At 68.5% G+C, this 19,307-nt stretch carries 21 protein-coding genes; 4 read left to right on the top strand and 17 right to left on the bottom strand.

The window, feature by feature from the left end:
• Nucleotides 1-31: 31 nt before the first annotated feature.
• From ACQ4L4_RS22395 to ACQ4L4_RS22370, 6 genes are all read right to left on the bottom strand, one after another.
• A complete protein-coding gene (locus ACQ4L4_RS22395) occupies nucleotides 32-2,071 on the bottom strand; it encodes a hypothetical protein (protein WP_431101051.1) in 2,040 nt (679 codons plus the stop codon).
• 60 nt (nucleotides 2,072-2,131) lie between these two features.
• The gene (locus ACQ4L4_RS22390) at nucleotides 2,132-2,815 is read right to left on the bottom strand and encodes a sulfate/molybdate ABC transporter ATP-binding protein (RefSeq protein ID WP_431101050.1); all 684 of its coding nucleotides are present in this window, start codon (nucleotides 2,813-2,815) and stop codon (nucleotides 2,132-2,134) included.
• Nucleotides 2,812-3,480 carry a molybdate ABC transporter permease subunit gene (modB, locus tag ACQ4L4_RS22385; protein ID WP_377158645.1) on the bottom strand — a complete coding sequence of 223 codons (669 nt, stop codon included), beginning with the start codon at nucleotides 3,478-3,480 and terminating at the stop codon, nucleotides 2,812-2,814. The genes ACQ4L4_RS22390 and modB overlap by 4 nt, the downstream gene beginning before the upstream one ends.
• A gap of 36 nt (nucleotides 3,481-3,516) precedes the next feature.
• Nucleotides 3,517-4,287, bottom strand: coding sequence for a molybdate ABC transporter substrate-binding protein (modA, locus tag ACQ4L4_RS22380; RefSeq protein WP_431101049.1), 771 nt, complete (start codon nucleotides 4,285-4,287; stop codon nucleotides 3,517-3,519).
• Between the two features lie 61 nt (nucleotides 4,288-4,348).
• Nucleotides 4,349-4,672 (bottom strand): winged helix-turn-helix domain-containing protein, encoded by a 324-nt coding sequence (locus ACQ4L4_RS22375; protein WP_431101048.1) that lies wholly within the window; start codon nucleotides 4,670-4,672, stop codon nucleotides 4,349-4,351.
• A 108-nt stretch (nucleotides 4,673-4,780) separates the two neighbouring features.
• Nucleotides 4,781-6,913 carry a diguanylate cyclase domain-containing protein gene (locus tag ACQ4L4_RS22370; RefSeq protein ID WP_431101047.1) on the bottom strand — a complete coding sequence of 711 codons (2,133 nt, stop codon included), beginning with the start codon at nucleotides 6,911-6,913 and terminating at the stop codon, nucleotides 4,781-4,783.
• Between the two features lie 236 nt (nucleotides 6,914-7,149).
• On the opposite strand from ACQ4L4_RS22370, the gene ACQ4L4_RS22365 reads away from it, so the two are divergent.
• The 4 genes from ACQ4L4_RS22365 to ACQ4L4_RS22350 all read left to right on the top strand — a co-directional run bounded on the left by ACQ4L4_RS22365 (nucleotide 7,150) and on the right by ACQ4L4_RS22350 (nucleotide 11,342).
• Nucleotides 7,150-8,577, top strand: a complete 1,428-nt coding sequence (locus ACQ4L4_RS22365) for a circularly permuted type 2 ATP-grasp protein (RefSeq protein ID WP_431101046.1) — start codon at nucleotides 7,150-7,152, stop codon at nucleotides 8,575-8,577.
• Between the two features lie 86 nt (nucleotides 8,578-8,663).
• Nucleotides 8,664-9,632 (top strand): alpha-E domain-containing protein, encoded by a 969-nt coding sequence (locus ACQ4L4_RS22360; protein WP_377158654.1) that lies wholly within the window; start codon nucleotides 8,664-8,666, stop codon nucleotides 9,630-9,632.
• 79 nt (nucleotides 9,633-9,711) lie between these two features.
• Nucleotides 9,712-10,557: a transglutaminase family protein gene (locus ACQ4L4_RS22355; RefSeq protein WP_431101045.1), complete on the top strand. Its 846-nt coding sequence runs from the start codon at nucleotides 9,712-9,714 to the stop codon at nucleotides 10,555-10,557.
• 50 nt (nucleotides 10,558-10,607) lie between these two features.
• The gene (locus tag ACQ4L4_RS22350) at nucleotides 10,608-11,342 is read left to right on the top strand and encodes a peptidase (RefSeq protein WP_431101044.1); all 735 of its coding nucleotides are present in this window, start codon (nucleotides 10,608-10,610) and stop codon (nucleotides 11,340-11,342) included.
• A 24-nt stretch (nucleotides 11,343-11,366) separates the two neighbouring features.
• On the opposite strand, the gene ACQ4L4_RS22345 is transcribed toward ACQ4L4_RS22350, so the two are convergent.
• The 11 genes from ACQ4L4_RS22345 to ACQ4L4_RS22295 all read right to left on the bottom strand — a co-directional run bounded on the left by ACQ4L4_RS22345 (nucleotide 11,367) and on the right by ACQ4L4_RS22295 (nucleotide 19,256).
• Nucleotides 11,367-12,098, bottom strand: a complete 732-nt coding sequence (locus ACQ4L4_RS22345; protein WP_431101043.1) for a penicillin-insensitive murein endopeptidase — start codon at nucleotides 12,096-12,098, stop codon at nucleotides 11,367-11,369.
• Nucleotides 12,095-12,661 (bottom strand): TlpA family protein disulfide reductase, encoded by a 567-nt coding sequence (locus tag ACQ4L4_RS22340; RefSeq protein ID WP_431101042.1) that lies wholly within the window; start codon nucleotides 12,659-12,661, stop codon nucleotides 12,095-12,097. The genes ACQ4L4_RS22345 and ACQ4L4_RS22340 overlap by 4 nt, the downstream gene beginning before the upstream one ends.
• Before the next feature lie 55 nt (nucleotides 12,662-12,716).
• Complete coding sequence (locus ACQ4L4_RS22335) at nucleotides 12,717-13,205, bottom strand: YybH family protein (protein ID WP_431101041.1); 489 nt, start codon at nucleotides 13,203-13,205, stop codon at nucleotides 12,717-12,719.
• 48 nt (nucleotides 13,206-13,253) lie between these two features.
• A complete protein-coding gene (locus ACQ4L4_RS22330; RefSeq protein ID WP_377158662.1) occupies nucleotides 13,254-13,664 on the bottom strand; it encodes a hypothetical protein in 411 nt (136 codons plus the stop codon).
• Nucleotides 13,661-14,368 (bottom strand): DUF433 domain-containing protein, encoded by a 708-nt coding sequence (locus tag ACQ4L4_RS22325; protein WP_377158663.1) that lies wholly within the window; start codon nucleotides 14,366-14,368, stop codon nucleotides 13,661-13,663. Before ACQ4L4_RS22325 ends, ACQ4L4_RS22330 begins: the two co-directional genes overlap by 4 nt.
• Nucleotides 14,369-14,468: 100 nt before the next feature.
• Nucleotides 14,469-15,218, bottom strand: coding sequence for an amino acid ABC transporter ATP-binding protein (locus tag ACQ4L4_RS22320; protein WP_377161652.1), 750 nt, complete (start codon nucleotides 15,216-15,218; stop codon nucleotides 14,469-14,471).
• Between the two features lie 82 nt (nucleotides 15,219-15,300).
• On the bottom strand, nucleotides 15,301-15,954 hold the full coding sequence (locus ACQ4L4_RS22315) for an amino acid ABC transporter permease (protein WP_431101039.1): 654 nt from the start codon (nucleotides 15,952-15,954) through the stop codon (nucleotides 15,301-15,303).
• On the bottom strand, nucleotides 15,947-16,681 hold the full coding sequence (locus ACQ4L4_RS22310) for an amino acid ABC transporter permease (RefSeq protein WP_431101038.1): 735 nt from the start codon (nucleotides 16,679-16,681) through the stop codon (nucleotides 15,947-15,949). Before ACQ4L4_RS22310 ends, ACQ4L4_RS22315 begins: the two co-directional genes overlap by 8 nt.
• Before the next feature lie 60 nt (nucleotides 16,682-16,741).
• Nucleotides 16,742-17,566 (bottom strand): transporter substrate-binding domain-containing protein, encoded by an 825-nt coding sequence (locus ACQ4L4_RS22305; protein ID WP_431101036.1) that lies wholly within the window; start codon nucleotides 17,564-17,566, stop codon nucleotides 16,742-16,744.
• Nucleotides 17,563-18,357 carry a GntR family transcriptional regulator gene (locus ACQ4L4_RS22300; protein ID WP_431101035.1) on the bottom strand — a complete coding sequence of 265 codons (795 nt, stop codon included), beginning with the start codon at nucleotides 18,355-18,357 and terminating at the stop codon, nucleotides 17,563-17,565. The genes ACQ4L4_RS22305 and ACQ4L4_RS22300 overlap by 4 nt, the downstream gene beginning before the upstream one ends.
• A 149-nt stretch (nucleotides 18,358-18,506) precedes the next feature.
• Nucleotides 18,507-19,256: a hypothetical protein gene (locus ACQ4L4_RS22295; RefSeq protein WP_431101034.1), complete on the bottom strand. Its 750-nt coding sequence runs from the start codon at nucleotides 19,254-19,256 to the stop codon at nucleotides 18,507-18,509.
• Nucleotides 19,257-19,307: the final 51 nt, after the last annotated feature.

The following is a 19,307-nucleotide window of genomic DNA, read 5'->3' as shown; positions in this document are numbered from 1 at the left end:
GTGGAAAGCTTGGCACAGGTGTGGGCGATGCTCAGATCCGGGGCGTCAATCGCACCTGGGGGAGGGGTTTGAGCGAGCCGACATCCAGCGTGCGCGGCTGGCCGGAGAGCTTGCGCGGCGTCGCGGCGCCGAGGCCGTCCAGGCCGGTGAGGAACCGCGCCGCCTCGGCCCGCATCGCCGACGAGCGCTGGTAACGCGTATCCGTGTCGAGCAGCACCAGCCAGTCCCCCGCCGTCCCCGTCCCGGTGCTCCTGCTCGTGCCCGTCGCCATCACCGAGGCCATCACCGACGCCAGCGCCACGGTCGCCGGCTGCATCACGCCGAGGAAGGTCGTCAGCCTGGCGCGCCGGTGGCTGTCCCAGCCTGCCCCGCCCTCTGCGCCCGACGGGTGGAAACGCGCGACCAGGCGCCGAGCCGCCATGTCGCCCGCCTCCGCCAACGCGGCGATCGTGCCGGCGGGCATCGCGAGGTTGAGCCCGCCCTCGTCCGCCTTCTGGCTGATCTGGACGATGCGGTCGCGGAAGCCCGGCGTGGGGAACAGGATCTCGTCGCGCCAGTTCTGCATCGTGGCGACGATGCTCCACAGGAAGCCGGCCAGCCCCGCCAGCGGCGCCTTCTCCCGCGCCTGCGGCGCGTGGTGCTCCCAGCCGTCGACCAGGTCCGGCTCCGGCCAGTAGCGCAGGCGGCCGCCGCGGTCGTCCTCGGGCAGGTAGATCCGCCCACCCTCGTTGCCCGGGTCCACGGGCCGGATCACGTGGTCCGGATGCGGACGCTTCAGGTTGACCGCGAAGGTCGGATGGCGCGGCAGCATCGCGTCGAACAGGTGCAGCGGCAGGTTGCTGCCGATGCCGCCGTCCGAGAACCAGATGCGCGTCGCCCGCAGTCTCAGGCCGCGGCGCTCCTCGGCCGTCACCGCGGCGCGGACCGCCGCCTGCGTGCGCTGGTTGGCCGTGCGCGACCAGTCCACGGCGTACAGCGGCACCGCCGACAGCAGCAGCGGAAAGCTGAGGCTCATCCGGATCGCCACCACCACCGGCAGATCGCCATGCCGGGGCAGCGGGCGCAGCTCGCGGCCCTGGGCGCTCTCGATCACCGGACCGTCATGGCCACTGCCGAACGGGGCCGCCAGCGCCGCCATCACCGCCGGCGGGAACAGCCGCGACCATTCCGTCGGGTCGTAATAGAACATCGGCGTCCCGGGCCGGAACGGGATGCTGTAGACCATCTGCTGGCTGACCGCGCTGGTGATCACCTCGAGGTTGATGCGCCGCGTCGCCGGGTCCGGTCCCCACAGCTCGCCGAAGCTCAACGGCGGGCCATCGACGCTCTTGCCGGCGAGCTCGTTGAAGTAGACGTAGAGCCAGTCGGTGAGCGCGGTCTGTCCCTCGTGCCCCGGCTGGGTCTGGCCGCTGCACAGGCCATAGCCGTTGTCCTTGAGCCCGCGGAGCAAGCCACGGGTGAAGAGCACCAGCACGGTCCCGGCAACGGCTGCCGCCACGAGTGCCACGATCACCGCCAGCCCCGCGACCGCGAGCAGCTTCTGCCAGGGCCCGGTCGCCGCGTCCGGCATGAGCAGCCCGGCATAGGGCACCAGCAAGGCGGCGCCCATGCCGGCGATCGCCAGTGCCGCGAGACCGTGCATCGCGACCATCCCGCCGAGCACCGACGCCACCGCCGCGCCCACCGGCTTGCCGAGCGCCCGCGTCAGCACGTCGAAGTGGCGGCGCAGCGCGGGAACCGGCTGGAAGAGCGTGAACAGCCGGCTGCGAGCGGGGCCACGTCTTGCGCCCGGGAGTTCGGCGCCGAGCTCCTCCGGCAGCCGGGCCAGCCGCTCGAAAGCGCCGGCATGGCCGCGCTGACGGCCGAATTCCGCCGCGGCGCTCGCCCCGGCCGCGATCGCGCCCGCCGAGGTGCCGCCGATGTTCTTGAACCGGTATCGATCGGAGAGCCCGGCCACCAGCCGCGGATAGATCACGCCGCTGGTGACGCCGCCCTTCATGACGAGGTCGCAATGACTGACCCCCTCCGCCTCCGGCCCCGCCTCTGACTGCCGCATGTCGTCGCTTCCCACGTCGCCCTCCATGACGCCCTCCATGACGCCTGATTCTCAGGGTCCGGGCGACAGGCGTTGTCAGGATCCTTCGGACTCGGCCTCGCGCACGCTGCCGTCGCGGAGCATCACGCGGTGATCGCCGAAGCGCGCCAGATCCTCGGGGTCGTGCGTGATCATCAGCATCGGCACGCCGACGCGCTCGAGCAGCGTATCGAGCTCCGTCCGCATGCGGCCGCGCAGCGCCGGATCGAGCGCGGAGAACGGTTCGTCGAGCAGCAGCGCGCGCGGCTCGTTCACCAGCGCGCGCGCCAGCGCGGTGCGCTGACGCTGGCCGCCGGACAGCTGGTGCGGTCGCTGCTGCGCGACGCGTTCCAGCTCGAAGGCCTGGATCCAGCGGTCGACCGCCTCGCCGCCCTCGTGCCGTGACGGGTTCCGCCAGCCGCGCTTCAGCGCGAAGGCGATGTTCTGCCGCACCGTCAGCCGCGGGAACAGCGCATAGTCCTGGAACAGATAACCCAGCCGCCGCTCGCGGGCCGGCACGTCGATGCGCGATGCGCTGTCGAAGACCGGATGACCGTCGATGTGGATCGTGCCCTCGTCGGGCTTCAACAGGCCGGCGATCGCCTGCAGCGTCAGGCTCTTGCCGGCGCCCGACGGCCCGTAGATCACCGTCCGCCGCGCATCGGTGCTGAAGGCGACATCGAGCTCGAAGCGGCGACCGCCGCCCTCGACATGCTTGCGGATGCGCACCTCGAAGCTCATGCGCCGCTCCTCGGTCCGGCCAGCCGGCCGGCGGCCAGAAGCACCACGACGCAGGTCAGCGACACGATCAGCACCAGCAGGTTGGCGGTGTCGTCCTGCCCGGCCTGCACCGCCTCGTAGACCGCGACCGACAACGTCTGCGTCTTGCCCGGGATGCTGCCCGCGACCATCAGCGTCGCGCCGAACTCGCCCAGCGCGCGGGCGAAGGCCAGCAGCACGCCGGCCAGCACGCCGCGCCACGCCATCGGCAGCGTCACGCGGAAGAACAGCGCCCATTCATTGAGCCCCAGCACGCGGCCGGCGCGCTCCAGCTGCGGATCGACGCCCTCGAACGCGGCACGCGCGGACTTCATGACCAGCGGGAAGGCGACGATCGTTGCCGCGATCACCGCGCCCTGCCAGGTGAAGATCAGGTTGATGCCGAAGGTCTCCCACAGCCACGCGCCCAGCCAGCCGCGCTTGCCGATGACCACCAGCAGGTAGTAGCCGAGCACCGTCGGCGGCAGCACCATCGGGAGCGTCAGCACGGCGTCGAGCAGCTCCCGTCCCGGAAAGCGCAGACGCGCGAGCGCGAAGCCGGCGACCACCCCGAGCACCAGATTGAGCGCGGTCGCCCAGCCGGCGACCTTCAGCGACAACGCGAGCGCGATCCAGGCAGGTTCCACGGGGATGCCGCTCCTCAGCCGGATGTCAACGGCCGCTCAGGGCTTCTGGAAGCCATGTCTGGCCAGCACCGCCTGACCGGCGGCCGAGGCGACGAAGTCCAGGAACTGCCTGCCGCCCTGGGCATTCATGCCGCCGTTCGTAATGGCGATCGGATAGGAGATGGGCGTCTCGGTCGGCACGCTGAACAGGATGCGGACCTTGTCCTTCAGCACGAGGGCGTCGGTCGCGTAGACGAAGCCGGCCTCGGTCTCGCCGCGCGAGACGTAGTCCAGGGCCTGGCGCACGTTCTGCGCGTAGACCGCCTTGGGCTCGACGGTCCTCCACAGCTTGGCCTTCTCCAGCGCGCCCTTGGCATAACGGCCGGCAGGCACGCCTTCCGGCTTGCCGATGGCGATGCGCTTCACGCCCGGCTGCTGCAGGTCGGCGAGCGTCTTCAGCGCGACGCCGTTCTCGGCGGGCGTGACGACGACCAGCGCGTTGGTGACGAAATTGCGCCGCGTGCCGTCGACCAGCAGCTTCTGCTGCTGGGCCTTGTCCATCGTCTCCTGGTCGGCCGACGCGAAGACGTCGACCGGCGCGCCTTTGGTGATCTGTGCGAGCAGCGCGTCCGACGCGGCGAAGTTGAACTGGACCTTGGTGCCCGGATGCGCGGCCTCGAAAGCCGGGGCCAGTTCCTTGAACGCGTTGGTCAGGCTGGCGGCGGCGGAGACCGTCACGTCCGCCGCATGCGCGAGGCCGGCGGCCATCAGCGCGAGACTCAGCACGGCGGCTCGGCGAGCGATCTGGACGGGGCGAATCGAGCGCATGGCGAGTCCCTCGAAGGGCGGACACGGAGGAGGATCGCAATATATCTCAGGATATTGCGCCTCAGGCGGCGAGGAGCTTCATCAGCTGCTTGATCTCGCCTTTGCAGGCTGCCAGTGCGGTCTCCTCGATCTGCCGATAGAGCGCGACGAGCGCCCGACCGGACTCGGTGAGCGCGCTCCCGCCGCCCTTGGCGCCACCGGCGGCGGTGGCAACGGCGGGTTCCTTGAGCGCGCGGTTGGTCTCATCGATCAGCAGCCACGCGCGGCGATAGGACATGTCCAGCGACTTCGCTGCCGCGGTGATGGAGCCGGTCTCGTCGAGTGCTTCCAGCAACGCGATCTTGCCCGGCCCGATGGCGATGACCTCGCCGACGGTGACGCGCATGCGGAGCTTGAGCGCTGGCTTCAGCGCCGGTTTGGGCGTGGACGGAGCGGCAGTCGAGCGGGCAACCATGTCGCGCATTACACCCGAAGCCGCGCCCGGAACGCGCGCTCAGTCCGCCAACTTCCAGCAGCCTCGTCCGGCCGCCTTCGCGGCGTAGAGCGCGTTGTCGGCGCGGCCGAGCAAGGCCACGTCGCCCTCGGCCCCGCCGTCATGGCAGGCGATGCCGATGCTGGTCGACAGCTGCAGGTCCTGCCCCTGCAAGGTCAGCGGCGCCATCACCACCGCCAGCACCTTCTCCGCGACGAGCGTCGCCTCCTGAGGGGCATGCAGGTTCTCGATGATCAGGACGAACTCGTCGCCGGCCAGGCGGCAGAGCTGGTCGGTCTCGCGGATCGCGCCGCGCACGCGGTCGGCGAAGGCCCTCAGCACCACGTCCCCCGCCGCATGCCCCATCGAATCGTTCACCTGCTTGAAGTGGTCCAGGTCCAGGAACATCAGTGCCATCGTGCGCTCGTTCCGACGCGTGCGGGCGATGGCGTCGGCGAGGCGGGACTCGAACTGGCGCCGGTTCGGCAACCCGGTCAACGGGTCCACGCGGCTGAGCTGGTCCAGTTCCCGCTCCACCTGCTTGAACGGCGTGATGTCCGTCGCCAGCGTGTACACGCCCGCGACGCTGCCATCGGGACGCAGATCGGGCACGTACTCGGCGAGCATGTCGCGCACCACGCCGTTGGATTCGGAGCGCGTCTCGAAACGCTGCCGCGCGCCGGCCAGTGCCGCCTTCAGGAAGGGTTGCCGCTGCGCATGCAGCACCGGCCCGATGACCTCGGCCAGCGGCCGGCCCAGCACGGCCTCCGGCTCCATGCCCATCCAGGTCCGGAAGGTCGCGTTGAGGAAACACAGGCGCTCCTCCGCGTCGATGTAGGAGATCAGCACCGGGAGGTTGTCCGCGATCGTGCGCAGCCGGCGCTCGCTGGCCTCCTGCCGCAGCATCGCATCGTGCAGCTCCAGCGTGCGCGCCTCGACGCGCAGCTCCAGCGACGCGTTCAGCTCCGCCAGCGAGCGGTCCTGCGCCACCTGCCGCTCCGCCAGCTCGTTCAGCGCGTGCGACAGCACTGCCGCCTCGCGGTAGCCGCCGACGGTGGGAAGCGCGTCCTCGCTCAGGTGACGGCGCTGCGCGATCGCCTTGGCCAGTTGGTGCAGCGGCCGGCTCATGCGCCGCGCCAGCCACCAGCTCAGCGGCACGGCCATCGCCAGCAGCAGCAACGCGCTGAGCATGATCTGGCGCCGCAACCCGTAGTAGTCCGCCAGCGCCACCGCCACCGGCTGCCTCACCAGCACCGTCCAGCCCAGGCCGGGATAAAGGCCGTAACCCTGGCTGGGCACGCTGACGGCGAAGTAGTCGACCCCGTCGGCCTCGTGGTGCCGCAGGCCCTGGCCGTGCTCGGTGCCGATCGGCATCTGCTTGCCCTCTCGGTCCGACGGCCCCAGGATCACCACACCGTCCTTGCCGAGCACCAGCGCATCGGCCTGGTGGGACGCCATCGTCGCGTCGATCAGTTCACTCTTGATCTGCCGCGCCCAGCCCCAGCTCAGGTGGACGCCGAACACGCCCTGCAGCTGACCGCGGCTGTCGAGCAACGGGATCGCGAAGTCGACGAAGCGCCACGGCTCGTTCTGGCGCGGCAGCAGCTTCTCCAGCAGCAGGGCCGCATGCACGTCGCCGACGAAGGGCTGGCCGCCCCTCGCCCCCTGCCACCACGGACGCTTGGAGACGTCGACGCCGTCCAGCAGCCCGCCGGCGGCCGCCAGCACCTTGCCCTGCCCGTCGGTCACGCCCAGCCACGCGAAGTGGTCGAAGCCCACCTGCACCTGATCCAGCGCGCGGCGCATCGCCTCGGGATCGTCGAAGCGTCGGAAGGGCTCCAGCTGAGCCAGCACCCGGACTTCCTTGAACTGCTGCGCCATGCCGCGATCCAGCGCATCGCGGAAGTCGACCGCGACCTGCCGCAGCGACTCGACCGCGCGGCGCTCGGCATGGGCGCGGGCGAAGTTCTCGATCAGCACCGCGGAGGTCAGCAGCGCCACCGCCACCACCGCCAGCACCATGGCGGTCAGCCAGCGGCCCAGCGAGGCGCGCGAGCCGCGCGGGGGGACGAAGCCGTCGGCGTTCACGCCGCCGGATTCGGAGGGACCGCCGGGGACTGGCGGGGTGGGCAGGACCTGCGTGTTCTCGTGCATCGCGACAGTTGTAGCGAGAGCCGGGCCGACCCGCAACGCGGGATAGTGCCACTGCACCAGCGGCGGGCAAAGACCGACCCTGTCCGGGCACCGTCGCGGGGCGGGCTTTGCAGGCGCACCAAAAGCGATCAAGCTGGAGGCCTTGCCCGCCCGTCCGCCGCACGGGGGTGGGCACGAGGCTTGCAACCTGCCCTTTCCGACCGCCAACCGGAGGCGGTCCGTCCCCTGGAGACCTCATGCATGCGCTGACCCTTCCGGCCGCTGGCCACTATGACGAGATGCTGCTGCAAAGCGGCGCGATCCGGCCCAGTTACCAGGACTTCGCGGACTGGCTGCACGCGCAGACGCCCGACACCCTCGCCAAGAAGCGGGCCGAGGCCGACCTGCTGTTCCACAAGGTCGGCATCACCTTCGCCGTCTACGGGGACGAGGCCGGCGCCGAGCGCCTGATCCCCTTCGACACCGTCCCGCGCATCGTGCCCGCCGACGACTGGCGGATGCTGGAGCGCGGCCTGCGCCAGCGCGTCACCGCGCTCAACCGCTTCCTGTGGGACATCTACCACGACCATGAGATCGTGAAGGCCGGCCTGATCCCGGCCGAACAGGTCTTCGCCAACGCGCAGTACCAGCCGGCGATGCAGGGGCTGGACCTGCCGCTGGGCGTCTACGCCCACATCACCGGGGTGGACCTGATCCGGCATTCCGACGGCGGCTATTACGTGCTGGAGGACAACCTGCGCGTGCCTTCCGGCGTCAGCTACATGCTGGAGAACCGCAAGATGATGATGCGGCTCTTCCCGGAGCTGTTCGCGAAGTATCCGATCGCGCCGGTCGCGCACTACCCGGCGCTGCTGCTGAACACGCTGCGCCAGGCCAGCCTGGCGGACAACCCGACCGTCGTCGTGATGACGCCGGGGCCGTTCAATTCCGCCTACTTCGAGCATGCCTTCCTCGCGCAGCAGATGGGCGTGGAGCTGGTCGAGGGCCAGGACCTGTTCGTCAAGGACGGCTTCGTGTTCATGCGGACCACCGTCGGCCCCAAGCGCGTCGACGTGATCTACCGCCGCATCGACGACGCCTTCCTCGACCCGCTGGCCTTCCGGTCGGATTCGATGCTGGGCGTGCCGGGGCTGCTGTCGGTCTACAAGCAGGGCCACGTGGTGCTGGCCAACGCGGTCGGCACCGGCGTGGCGGACGACAAGTCCATCTACCCGTACGTGCCGGACATGGTCCGTTTCTACCTCGGCGAGGAACCCATCCTGCACAACGTGCCGACCTGGCAGTGCCGCAAGCCGCAGGACCTGGACCACGTGCTCGCCAACATGGCCGAGCTGGTGGTGAAGGAGGTGCACGGCGCCGGTGGTTACGGGATGCTGGTCGGACCGGCCTCTACCGTCGCCGAGATCGAGGCCTTCAAGGAGCGCGTCAAGGCCGACCCCTCGAACTACATCGCGCAGCCGACGCTGTGCCTGTCGAGCTGCCCGACCTTCGTCGAGCGCGGCATCGCGCCGCGTCACATCGACCTGCGGCCCTTCGTGCTCTCGGGGCGCGAGGTCAACATGGTCGCCGGCGGCCTGACGCGCGTGGCGTTGAAGGCAGGCTCGCTGGTCGTCAATTCGTCCCAGGGTGGCGGCACCAAGGACACCTGGATCCTGGAGAACTAATAATGATGAAGCCCCCACGCTCACTTCGTCCACTGCCCCCCGAGGGCGCGCAAGCCCCCCTTGGGACGGCCCGGCGGGAGGCTTGAATGCTCAGTCGTACCGCCGCACAGCTCTACTGGATGAGCCGCTACATGGAGCGCGCCGAGAACCTGGTGCGCATGCTCGACGTCACGCATTCGCTGTCGCTGCTGCCGCAATCGCGCGGCGCGGCGACGGAACTCGCCGCGCCGCTCGCCGTCACCGGCACGCTCGAGGCCTACCAGGCGCGGCACCCGCAGTTGAGCGCCGCGCAGCTCTTCCGCTTCATGGGGATCGATCTGGAGAACCCGGCCTCGGTGCTGTCCTGCATCCGGCAGGCGCGCGAGAACGCGCATGCGGTGCGCGGCCAGATCACCGCCGAGATGTGGGAAGCCATCAACACCAGCTGGCTGGAAGCCCGCGAGCTCGCGCGCAAGGGCGTGGCCGAGCCCTCGTCGTTCTTCGACTGGGTGAAGGAGCGCTCCCACCTCTTCCGCGGCGCGACCTACGGCACGCTGCAGCGCAACGACGCGTACTGCTTCATCCGGCTGGGCACCTTCGTCGAGCGCGCGGACAACACCGCGCGGCTGCTGGACGTGAAGTCGCAGCTGATCGCGCCGGCCGTGGACACGCTGGCGCCGGTCGACGCGCCGAGCGAGAGCGCGCCCGACTTCTACGCCTGGAACGCGCTGCTGCGCTCGCTGTCGGCCTTCGAGGCGTACCACGCCGCCTATCGCGACAGCCTGAACGGCCGCCGCGTGACCGAACTGCTGATCCTGCGTCCGGACGTGCCGCGCTCGCTGCGCGCCTGCTGCGACGAGATCCGCGCGGTGCTGCCGCAGATCGAGGCGCGCGAGGGCGCCGAGGACGCTGGCCGCAATGTCAAGCAGAGTGCCGGCCGGCTCGCGCTGCGGCTGGAGTATGGTGCGGTGGATGAGATCCTCGACCAGGGGCTGCATCCCTGGTTGACGGGTTTCCTGCAGGATTCGGCGCGGCTGGGCCGCGACATCCAGCAGGCCTACTTCGAGGCGCAGTGACGGCAGGCGGGCGACCGCCCGGCCGCACAACCCCTTCGATCCTCCGGATCCAAGGGCCCCACCGCACAGAAAGAGCGCCATGCATCTCCACATCTCGCACGAGACCGTCTACGCCTATGACTCGCCCGTGGCGCGCAGCACGCAGTACCTGCGGCTGACGCCGCGCCCGACGCGCGGCCTGCGCGTGCTGCACTGGCAGCTGGAACTGCCGTCGCCCGCCAGCGCCTGCAAGGACGCGTTCGGCAACACCATGCACGTGCTGAGCCTGGACGGGCCGCGGCGCGACATCGTGCTGCGCGCGATCGGCGAGGTCGACACCGACGACGCGCCGCCCACGCCGGACCCCGAGGAAGAGTTGCCCTCCCCGCTGTTCCTGCGCGACAGCATGCTGACGCGCGCGGACGAGCAGTTGCGGCTGTTCGCCGGCGGCTTCGCGGACGCGGCGAAGGCCGACGCGCACGGCGCGCTGCTGGCGTTGATGGCGGCCATCGGCGAGCGCATGCCTTACGTGCGGGGCTACACCGATGCCGCGACGCCCGCGGCGGAGGCCTTCGAGAAGGGTCACGGCGTCTGCCAGGACCATGCGCAGGTCTTCGTCTGCTGCGCGCGGCTGCTGGGGCTGCCGGCGCGTTACGTGTCGGGTTACCTCGCGACGGATTTCGAGCATGTGGCGAGCCACGCCTGGGCGGAAGTGCGCCTGCCCGCGGCTGACGCCGCCGGCCCCGCCGCCGCGCATGGCATGGCCGGGGGCTGGCTGGGCTACGACATCAGCAACCAGTGCCTGGCGGACGGACGCTACGTGAAACTGGCGACCGGCGCGGACTACCTGGACGCCTGCCCGGTGCGCGGTGTGCGCACGGGTGGCGGGCTGGAGACGATGCGGGCGGAAGTGCACGTGAAGCCCGGCACGACCGACCAGCAATGAGCGTGCACCACGACGGCGCGCCGCCAGCCTGATGCGCTAACCTTCCGCCCATGACTTACTGTGTTGCCATGCGGCTGCGTGCCGGCCTGCTGTTCGCGTCGGACTCGCGGACGAATGCGGGCGTGGATCACATCGCCACGTTCCGCAAGATGAATCTGTTCGAGCAGCCCGGCGAGCGCCTGGTCACGCTGCTCACGGCCGGCAATCTGGCGACCACGCAGAGCGTGGTGAGCCTGCTGCGCCAGCGCGCCTCGGCCGACGGCCGGCACCTGATGAACCTGACGTCGATGTACGACGTCGCGGAGCTGGTGGGCAAGACGCTGAAGGAAGTCGTCGCGCGCGACAGCGACGGCGTCGGCCAGCTGAACCAGGGCGTGGACTTCGGCGCCAATTTCATCGTCGGCGGGCAGATCCGGGGCGAAGCGCCGCGCATCTTCCACGTCTATCCGCAAGGCAACTTCATCGAGGCGACGGAGGACACGCCCTACGTGCAGATCGGCGAGTCCAAGTACGGCAAGCCGATCATCGACCGCGTCATCGACTTCGACAGCTCGCTGGCCGAGGCCACGAAGTGCGCGCTGATCTCGTTCGACTCGACGATCCGCAGCAACCTGTCCGTGGGGCTGCCGATCGACATGCTGCTCTACAAGACCGACAGCTTCGCGCCGGCCGAGCCGCATCGGATCACCAAGGACGATCCCTACTTCAAGACGATCAGCCAGGGCTGGGGCGGCGGCTTGAAGCGGGTGTTCGAGCAGCTGCCGGACGAAGACTGGTTCGCGTGAGCGGACCGGGCCGCTGCTGGCGGCTCAAGAGCGAGAGGCTGTCGACGCCGCCTTGCAGCGGATCGCGAAGTCCACGTGGTAATGCTCGTCATGGCGCACGCACGGCTTGCTTCTCATGAAGCTGAGGTGCTTCTCCAGCCACGGGCCTCGTTTCGTGGCGAAGAGCTTCGGCAGATAGGCACGGTCGAAGATCACCTGCACGATGCCCGTGCCCTCCGCTTTCGCGGCGGCATCGAGCTGGTAGAGATGCTCCGCCATTGCCTCGAAGTCGATGCGGTACTCGCCGTGTCTCGCCTCTTTGTCGAACTCGATGTCGTAGCCGAAGCGCTGCGTGACGGGCGTGGGCAGCGGCACTGACCGGTCCTTGCCGTCCCTGACGGGGACGAAGAAGTCCACCGAGGTGCCGTTCTGATGGGTGCGATGCGGCTTGAAGCGCCCACCGTCGGCGAGACCTGTTTCGCCATAGACGAAAACGGTGCCTGGGAGCGCGGTCTCCAAGGTCCGGTAGCTGCGCTCGACGATCTGCGCCACCGACGAGTGCACGTAGGTTCGGCCCGCACCGGCGGCGATCGTGCTGTACGCCGAGAAGTTCGGACCGCTCAACGGGAGGCGGACGCTGTCGGCGATGCGCCCGTTGGCCACGGTGCCGAAACAACGGCTTTCGGCGGCGGCTCCGATCGACGGGAGGAAAGCGATCGCCACCGAGACGCCAAGGAGCCACGGCGTCGGTCGCCGCAGTGCTGTCGTGCGATTCAAGGCGCGGACGGTCCGGATGTGGCCGCGCCACCATCGGCCGCCGGCGGGACCGGCTTCGCGAGCTGCACGTTGATCTCTTCGAGGATCCGTTCCAGCGAGTCCTCGCCGTAGCCGCGGTGCATCGCGGCGATGCGGCCGTCGCGGTCGATGATGAACAGATGCGGCAGCGCGTTCACGCCGTAGGCCCGCTGCGCAGACTTGTCGGCGTCGTTGACGAGCTGGAGCTTGAAGTCCTTCATGATGCCGGCCACGCGGCGGAAGACCTTCTTGTCCTCGGTGTTCACCGCGATCACCCGCAGACGCTCCTTGGCGACGCCCTGCAGGCTTTCGAGCTGAGGCAGCTCCTTGAGGCAGTACGGGCACCAGGTCGCCCAGAAGGTGACGACGACGATCTGCCCGCGATGCTTGGCGAGGTTCAGCTCGTCCCCGTCCAAGGTGCGGCCGAGCCGTTCAGGCGCGAGGTCGCCGCGCTTCAGGCCTTCGGCATGCACAGTCCCTGCGATCAAGGCGCACGCGGCCAGCAAGGTTCCCGCCAGACGGCGCGCTCCGACCTCGAATCTCATGGGTGACTCCCTGTCACGGCTCGCGGTCGATACGCCGCGTGCGTGGGGAGTGATGCTAACGCGGCGGCTTGCAGTCGCAGACCTCGCTGCCGTTGTCGAAGACGACCCGCCAGCGGCCGTCGGCGTCGAGCCGCCATGTGGAGGCGAAACGCGCGACCAGCTTGTCCTTCACATGCACCGGTCCGGTGGAGTACCCGAGCTTGCCGTCGGGCAGCACTTCGACGAGATCGGGCGCCCAGGAGAACGGCGCTTCTGCGCCGTCGAAGAAGCGCTTCCAGTGCGCCAGCACGGCGGCCCGGCCGCGCAGCGGCTGCTTCCCGTCGATGAAGACGGCGTCCTCGGCGATGAACTCGGCGAAGGCCTTGAAGTCCCGCTTCGCCATCGTGGCCGCGAATGCGACTTCGGCGGCGCGCACAGGATTGCTGTCGCCGACGCTGGCTTTGGCGGAAGACACCGCGGCCGTCGAGGAGGTCATGGCGGTCGCACTCAACGCACCGGACGTCAGCGCAAGCGAGGATCGAAGGATCGAGCGGCGGTCGGGCATGGCGGGGCTCCTCGGAGTTCGAGGCGAAGTCTAGGCACGAACCGATCTTCAGCAGGAAGTCAGCTGACGCGCCGTGCCCTTCTTCCAAGGAACGCGGTAGACGCCAGCGCTCGCGGTGCGCGCATGCAGGACGATGAGCGGCCACCAATCGACCAACCGGGAGGCCATCGGCCAGAACGTCTGGGACGCCCATTGGTTGTCGAGCACATAGGCGATCAAACCGTTTCGTCGTATCGCCTTGCGCTCTTCACCCGCCCGCTTGTTCAGCTGATCGCGCGTGATCACGACCCAGCAAGATCCCTGCACTCCGAGTCCATCCATCCATGCCGTGTCGGCCATGTGCGCAGGAAACACTTCCTGCAGATGCACGACCCGCTCCGCGAGATGCTTCTCCTCGGACAGAACCGCCATCGCGCGAGCAATGGTCTCCGAAAGGTTGTTGTCGAACATCACCTTCATGCGGCGACCCTTTGCTCGAACTCGACGGCCGCCATGACTTCCTGAGGTGTCGCACGCCAGAGCCTCGAGACAAAGTCCAAGGCGCCCTTCTCTGCCATGTAGGACTGGTGGACGGTGATGGTCGGAACGCCGGTACGCTCGATGATGGGATGCCCGAACTGGCGGGACGGATCAATCACGATCAGTCGCTTCCTCGGCAACGGAAACCATCGCAAAGGCTGACCGTTGCCGTCGAAGTCGATCTGATCTTTCAAGGCGGGCCTGACGATCCGATCGAAAACGTACTGACGCCGCCGAACATCCACCAGCCGTCGATCCTGCGCGGAGGCGCCGACCACATCCATGAAGATGCGCTTTCCATCTGTCAGGAAGCGCTTGGACTGCAACGGGTATGGACCCAGGTCTTCCCGGGCCACTTCAATCGTCGCGCGGACCGCCTGCAAGGACACGCCTTGCCGGATCAGCTGCGTGACCATCCGCAGTTCCATCAGGTCCTTGAAACCCAGCACGTAGTCGCCGCCGATCTCTTCATCGTCGGCGTACTGGAGAAGCCACAAGGGCTGGGTGATCGACGTCCCTGAGGCCGTCCGGCGCGAATAGCCTTTCAGCCATCGGCGCACGTTGCGCACATCGGCGCCGACCAATTGGGCAGCGCGAGGAATGCGGTAAAGACCGGTACCGACAAGCGAATGACGTTGACTCATGACGAAGCAGTTTAGGAACGCCTCGTGAGTCCGGCATCGAGCCGGCGGGGGATGTTGCCGCTGGGACACGCCCCATCGGGCGCCCCCCTTCAGTGGGTACTCAATCGTCGAGTGATTTCAGGAACTGCTTCAACTCCGGCGTCCTCGGCGAGCCGAACACATCAGCGGGTGTGCCAATCTCATGCACCCGTCCCTGATGCATGAAGATCACCCGATCGGCGACCTTGCGCGCAAAGTTCATTTCGTGCGTGACCATCAGCAGCGTCATGCCTTCGTCGGCCAGCGACTCCACGACACGCAGCACCTCGCCGACCAGTTCGGGATCAAGCGCCGAGGTGATCTCGTCGCACAGCAGCACCTGCGGCTCCATGGCCAGCGCCCGCGCGATCGCGACACGCTGCTGCTGGCCGCCGGACAGCTGATCCGGCATCGCATCGAATTTCTCCGCCAGGCCCACGCGCGCCAGCAGCGCCCGCGCCTGCTCGGCGGCGTCCTTCTCGGAACGCCGCTTCACCAGCGTCGGCGCCAGCATCACGTTGCGCCCGACGCTCAGGTGCGGGAACAGGTTGAAGCTCTGGAAGATCATCCCGACCTGCTGCCGCAGCGCGCGCATCGCCATCGCGCTGTCGTGCAGCAGCGGCTTGTCGGCCACGCGCAGCGAGCCGTCCTGGAACTGCTCCAGCCCGTTGATGCAACGCAGCAGCGTGCTCTTGCCAGAGCCGCTCTTGCCGATCAGCGCGATCACCTCGCCGCGCATCACGTCCAGGTCGATGCCCTTCAGCACCTCGTTCGTCCCGTAGGACTTGCGCAGCGCGGTGATGCGCACGATGGGGACGCCCGGGGCGGGCATCGTCGTCGGCGCGGTCTCGCCGTCGATGGCGTTGGCGACGGCCCCGTCCATGGCGTGGTCGATCACGTGATCGATCGTCTTGTCAGGCGGTGCGGCCATGCTGCTTCCTTTCGAGATGTTGGGCGGCCAGGCTCACGGGGAAGCACAGCACGAAATAGAACAGCGCCACGCAGCCGAAGACCAGGAAGGGCTTGAAGCTCGCGTTGGCGATCATCCCGCCGGCCTTGGTCAGTTCCACGAAGCCGATCACCGACGCCAACGCGGTCCCCTTGATGACCTGCACCAGGAATCCGACCGTCGGCGCGATCGCCAGGCGCGCGGCTTGCGGCAGGATCACGTGGCGCAGCTGCTCGCCGAAACTCATCGCCAGGCTGCGCGCGGCCTCCCACTGGCCGCGCGGCACGGCCTCGACACAACCGCGCCAGATCTCGACCAGGTAGGCGCTCGTGTAGAGCGTCAGTGCCAGCGAGGCCGCCGTCCAGGCCGAGACATCGATGCCCAGCAGCGAGACGCCGAAGTAGGCGAGGAACAGCTGCATCAGCAGCGGCGTGCCCTGGAAGATCGCGACGTAGGCGCCGATCACGCGCTGCGTCCTGGGCCCCAAGCCGATGCGCAGGCAGAGCAGCGTCGCGCCGACCAGGCCGCCGCCGATGAAGGCGATCAGCGACAGCGCCACCGTCCAGCGCAAGGCGAGCGCCAGGTTGCGAAGAATGTCCCAGAGGGTGAACTCAATCATGGGCGCCTCCCGTTCCGGAGCCGGCACCTGCCAGCCGTCGCCACAGCGGCGGCTTCAGGGCGACCGGCGTGCCGCCGAACAGCCACTTCGGCCCCGCCCAGAGCAGGAAGCGCCGCGTGATCATCGACAGCGCCAGATAGATGCCCAACGCGACGAAGGTCGCTTCGAACGCGCGGAAGTTGCGGCTGTGGATCAGGTTGGCGGCGTAGCTCAGCTCCTCGGTGGAGATCTGTCCGCACACCGCCGTGCCGAGCATCACGATGACGATCTGGCTGGTCATCGCCGGCCACACGCGCTTGAACGCCGGCGGCAGGATCACGCGCGTGAAGACCTGCGTCGGACCGAGGGCCAGGCTTTGCGCCGCTTCCCACTGACCCTTGGGCGCGGCCTGGATGCCGGCGCGCAGGATCTCGGTGCCGTAGGCGCCGAGGTTCAGCGTCATCGCGATGAGCGAAGCGGCCTCGGGCGACAGTTTCACGCCGAGCGCCGGCAGGCCGAAGAACACGAAGAACAGCTGCACGATGAAGGGCGTGTTGCGCAGCAGCTCGACATAGACGCCGACGCCGCGCCGCAGCGCCGTCGACCCGCAGGCGCGGGCCCACGCGCCCAGCGTCGCGATCAGCAGGCCGAGCGGCACGGCGATCACCGTGAGGCCCACGGTCCATGCGAGGCCGCGCAGCAGCAGCGGCCATTCGGCAAGGACGGCACCGAAGTCGAACTCGATCATGGGCGGCTCCCGAAGTGCCTGCTATGCGCGATCAATGCCGGAGGGCAGCGGGCTCACCGCTCAGAGCGGCAGCTCGCCCGCGCCGCGGCCCAGCCACTTCTTGGAGAGCGCCTCGAGTTCCCCGCCCTGCTTGGCCGCCGCGACGATCGCGTTGACCTTGGCGAGCAGCGCGTCCTCGCCCTTGGCGACGCCGATGAAACACGGGCTGTCCTTGAGCAGCAGTTTGTATTCGATGTTCAGGCCGGGCTGGCGCTGCATCAGGTTGCCGGCGACGGCGGCGCTGGTGGCGACCACCTGCGTCTGGCCCGCGGCAAACGCGGCGATGGTCGCGTTGTTGTCCTCGAAGCGCTTGAACTCCAGCGTGGCCGGCGCGACCTTGGCGAGCTCCTGGTCCTCCATCGCGCCGCGCGTCACCGCGACGGTCTTGCCGGCGAGGTCGGCGAAACTCTTGATCGCCAGGCTCTTCGGCGCGAAGACGGCTTGATAGAACGGGGCGTAGGCCGAGCTGAAGGCGATGACCTTCTCGCGTTCCGGGTTCTTGCCGAGCGTCGAGATGACGAGGTCGGCCTTCTTCGTCTGCAGGTAGGGAATGCGGTTGGCGCTGGTGACCGGCACCAGCTCGACCTTCACGCCGAGCTTGGCGGCGATCAGCTCGGCCATCGCGACGTCCAGGCCTTGCGGCTTCATGTCGGGACCGACGAAGCCGTAAGGCGGGTAGTCGGTCGGGATCGCGATCTTGATGGTCTTGGACTTGGTGATCGTGTCCAACGCGGTCTGCGCGTGCGCGCCCGGCGCCATGACACCGATGCTGAGGCCGAGGCCGGCGGCCAGCAGCAGGCGACGCGGCATGAGGGTGCGGACGGAGGAACGGACGGCGTGGCTCATAACAGGGCTCCTAGGTAGGGGGCGGGGGCGGAATCGGCGGCGTCGGCCGCCACCGTGCGCGCGCGGGAACGGCGCGCCGGCGCGGCGGGGGAAGCTGGGGAGGACGCGGAGGCACTCGACGCCATCGGCGTGAGCGCCTGCCGCAGGTGATGCAACGGGTCGTCGGTCTGCGTCTCGAGCTGCAGGCCGGCCTGCACGCTGGCGAGGTGCTCGGCCATCAGCGCCTCGGCGCGGACGGCGTCGCCCTGCTCGAGCGCGGCCACGATGGCGACGTGCTCCTGGCAGGACTGCGCGGCGTCGTGCGACGACTGGTAGAGCATCGCGATCAGCGTGGTGCGCGCGGTGTAGTCGCGCAGCGTGTCGGCGAGCAGGCTGTTGCCGAGGCACTCGGCCAGACAGACATGGAAGTCGCCCAGCAGGAAGCTGCGTGCGCCGACGTCGTCGCCGCGCAGCGCGGCCTTCTCCTGCGCGAGGTGCTTCTTCAGACGCGTGAGCGCGGGCTTGTCGAGCGGTCGCCGACCGCGCAGCAGGCCGAGCTCGATGACGCGGCGGGCCTCGAAGGCTTCACGGGCTTCATCGCGGGAGGGGGCGATGAGGTACCAGCCGCGGCGCGCGCTGACCGTGACGATGCCCCGCGCGGCGAGCCGGGTCAGCGCCTCTCGGACGATGGTGCGGCTGCAGTCGAAGAGCAGCGCGAGCTGCTGCTCGCCGAGGCGGGTGCCCGGTGCCAGCTTCTGCGCGAGCACCGCATCGATGATGCGCTGGCTGATGTCGGTGGCGGTGATGCCCATGCACGGGACTTTGCAGCTTCCATGCCAGTGCGGGTCCACCCTGCCTTCCCAGGCTCATCTGTCTTGTATGCAAGCCAGAACGACACTCGCGCACTGCCGTTGCGCACAAGATTGGTGTGGTGGGCACTGTCGCAGTGCCTGCCTGGCCGTCAATGCGGCCACGGGGCTTCAATTTCGTTCATTGCAGGCGGGCGAGGACGCTGGTCTTCTTCGGACCGTTCCGCCTGGTCCATCAAGAATGGAGCGTGCTTGATCTTCTCGTACAGATTCAGCAGTCGACTCTCCGCCCTCTCGAGAAGGGTGTCGTAACGCATCAGCGTGACAGTGGTCTGGGGCCCACTACTCCAGGCCTCCTCTTCCCCGCGTTCGATGTCTTCCCCGAGAACATAGCAATCGATCTTCGTATGCGCCTTGAAGCATCCGCGATTCCGAAGCTCCTTCACGTACTTCAACACCTGCGACCGCTCGGTATCCCCGATCTCCGTGCCGGTCGTCTTCAGTTCAATGATTGCGAGATGCTTGATGCCGTTGACCTCATGCGTGCCGTCAAAGGACGGGCAGGCATAGAGCCCGATGCTGCTCTCGGGTAGAACCACGAAATCAGGACGATTTCGGGAGCCGACTGCCATCGGATCCTTGAGGAATTTCCGGATCACTCGCGTCATGCCGACGTTCGCCGTGAATTCAGCCGACTCGAACTCCGGGCCGAACATCCACAACCCGTGCGCGAAGAGCGGCTGCAGTTCGTGGACTTCATCGACGCCCACCACGTCGAGCTTGCCGCGAAGCTCGGCCATCAGTCGCAGACGGCACTCGACCTCATTGAGCACCAGCATCGCCATGCTGGCCGGCCAGCGGCTCAGGATGTCGCGGAGCGCGCCCGCATTCGCATTGGGCACGTGTTCATCGTTGCAAGCTTCAATCAATACTGTCTCCTTCGGTTGGGAAGG

The organism is Roseateles noduli, assembly GCF_050626985.1.
Lineage (GTDB): Bacteria > Pseudomonadota > Gammaproteobacteria > Burkholderiales > Burkholderiaceae_C > Roseateles > Roseateles noduli_A.
The sequence above is the reverse complement of the archived record's forward strand: the minus strand, read 5'-3'. Positions and strand labels throughout refer to the sequence as shown.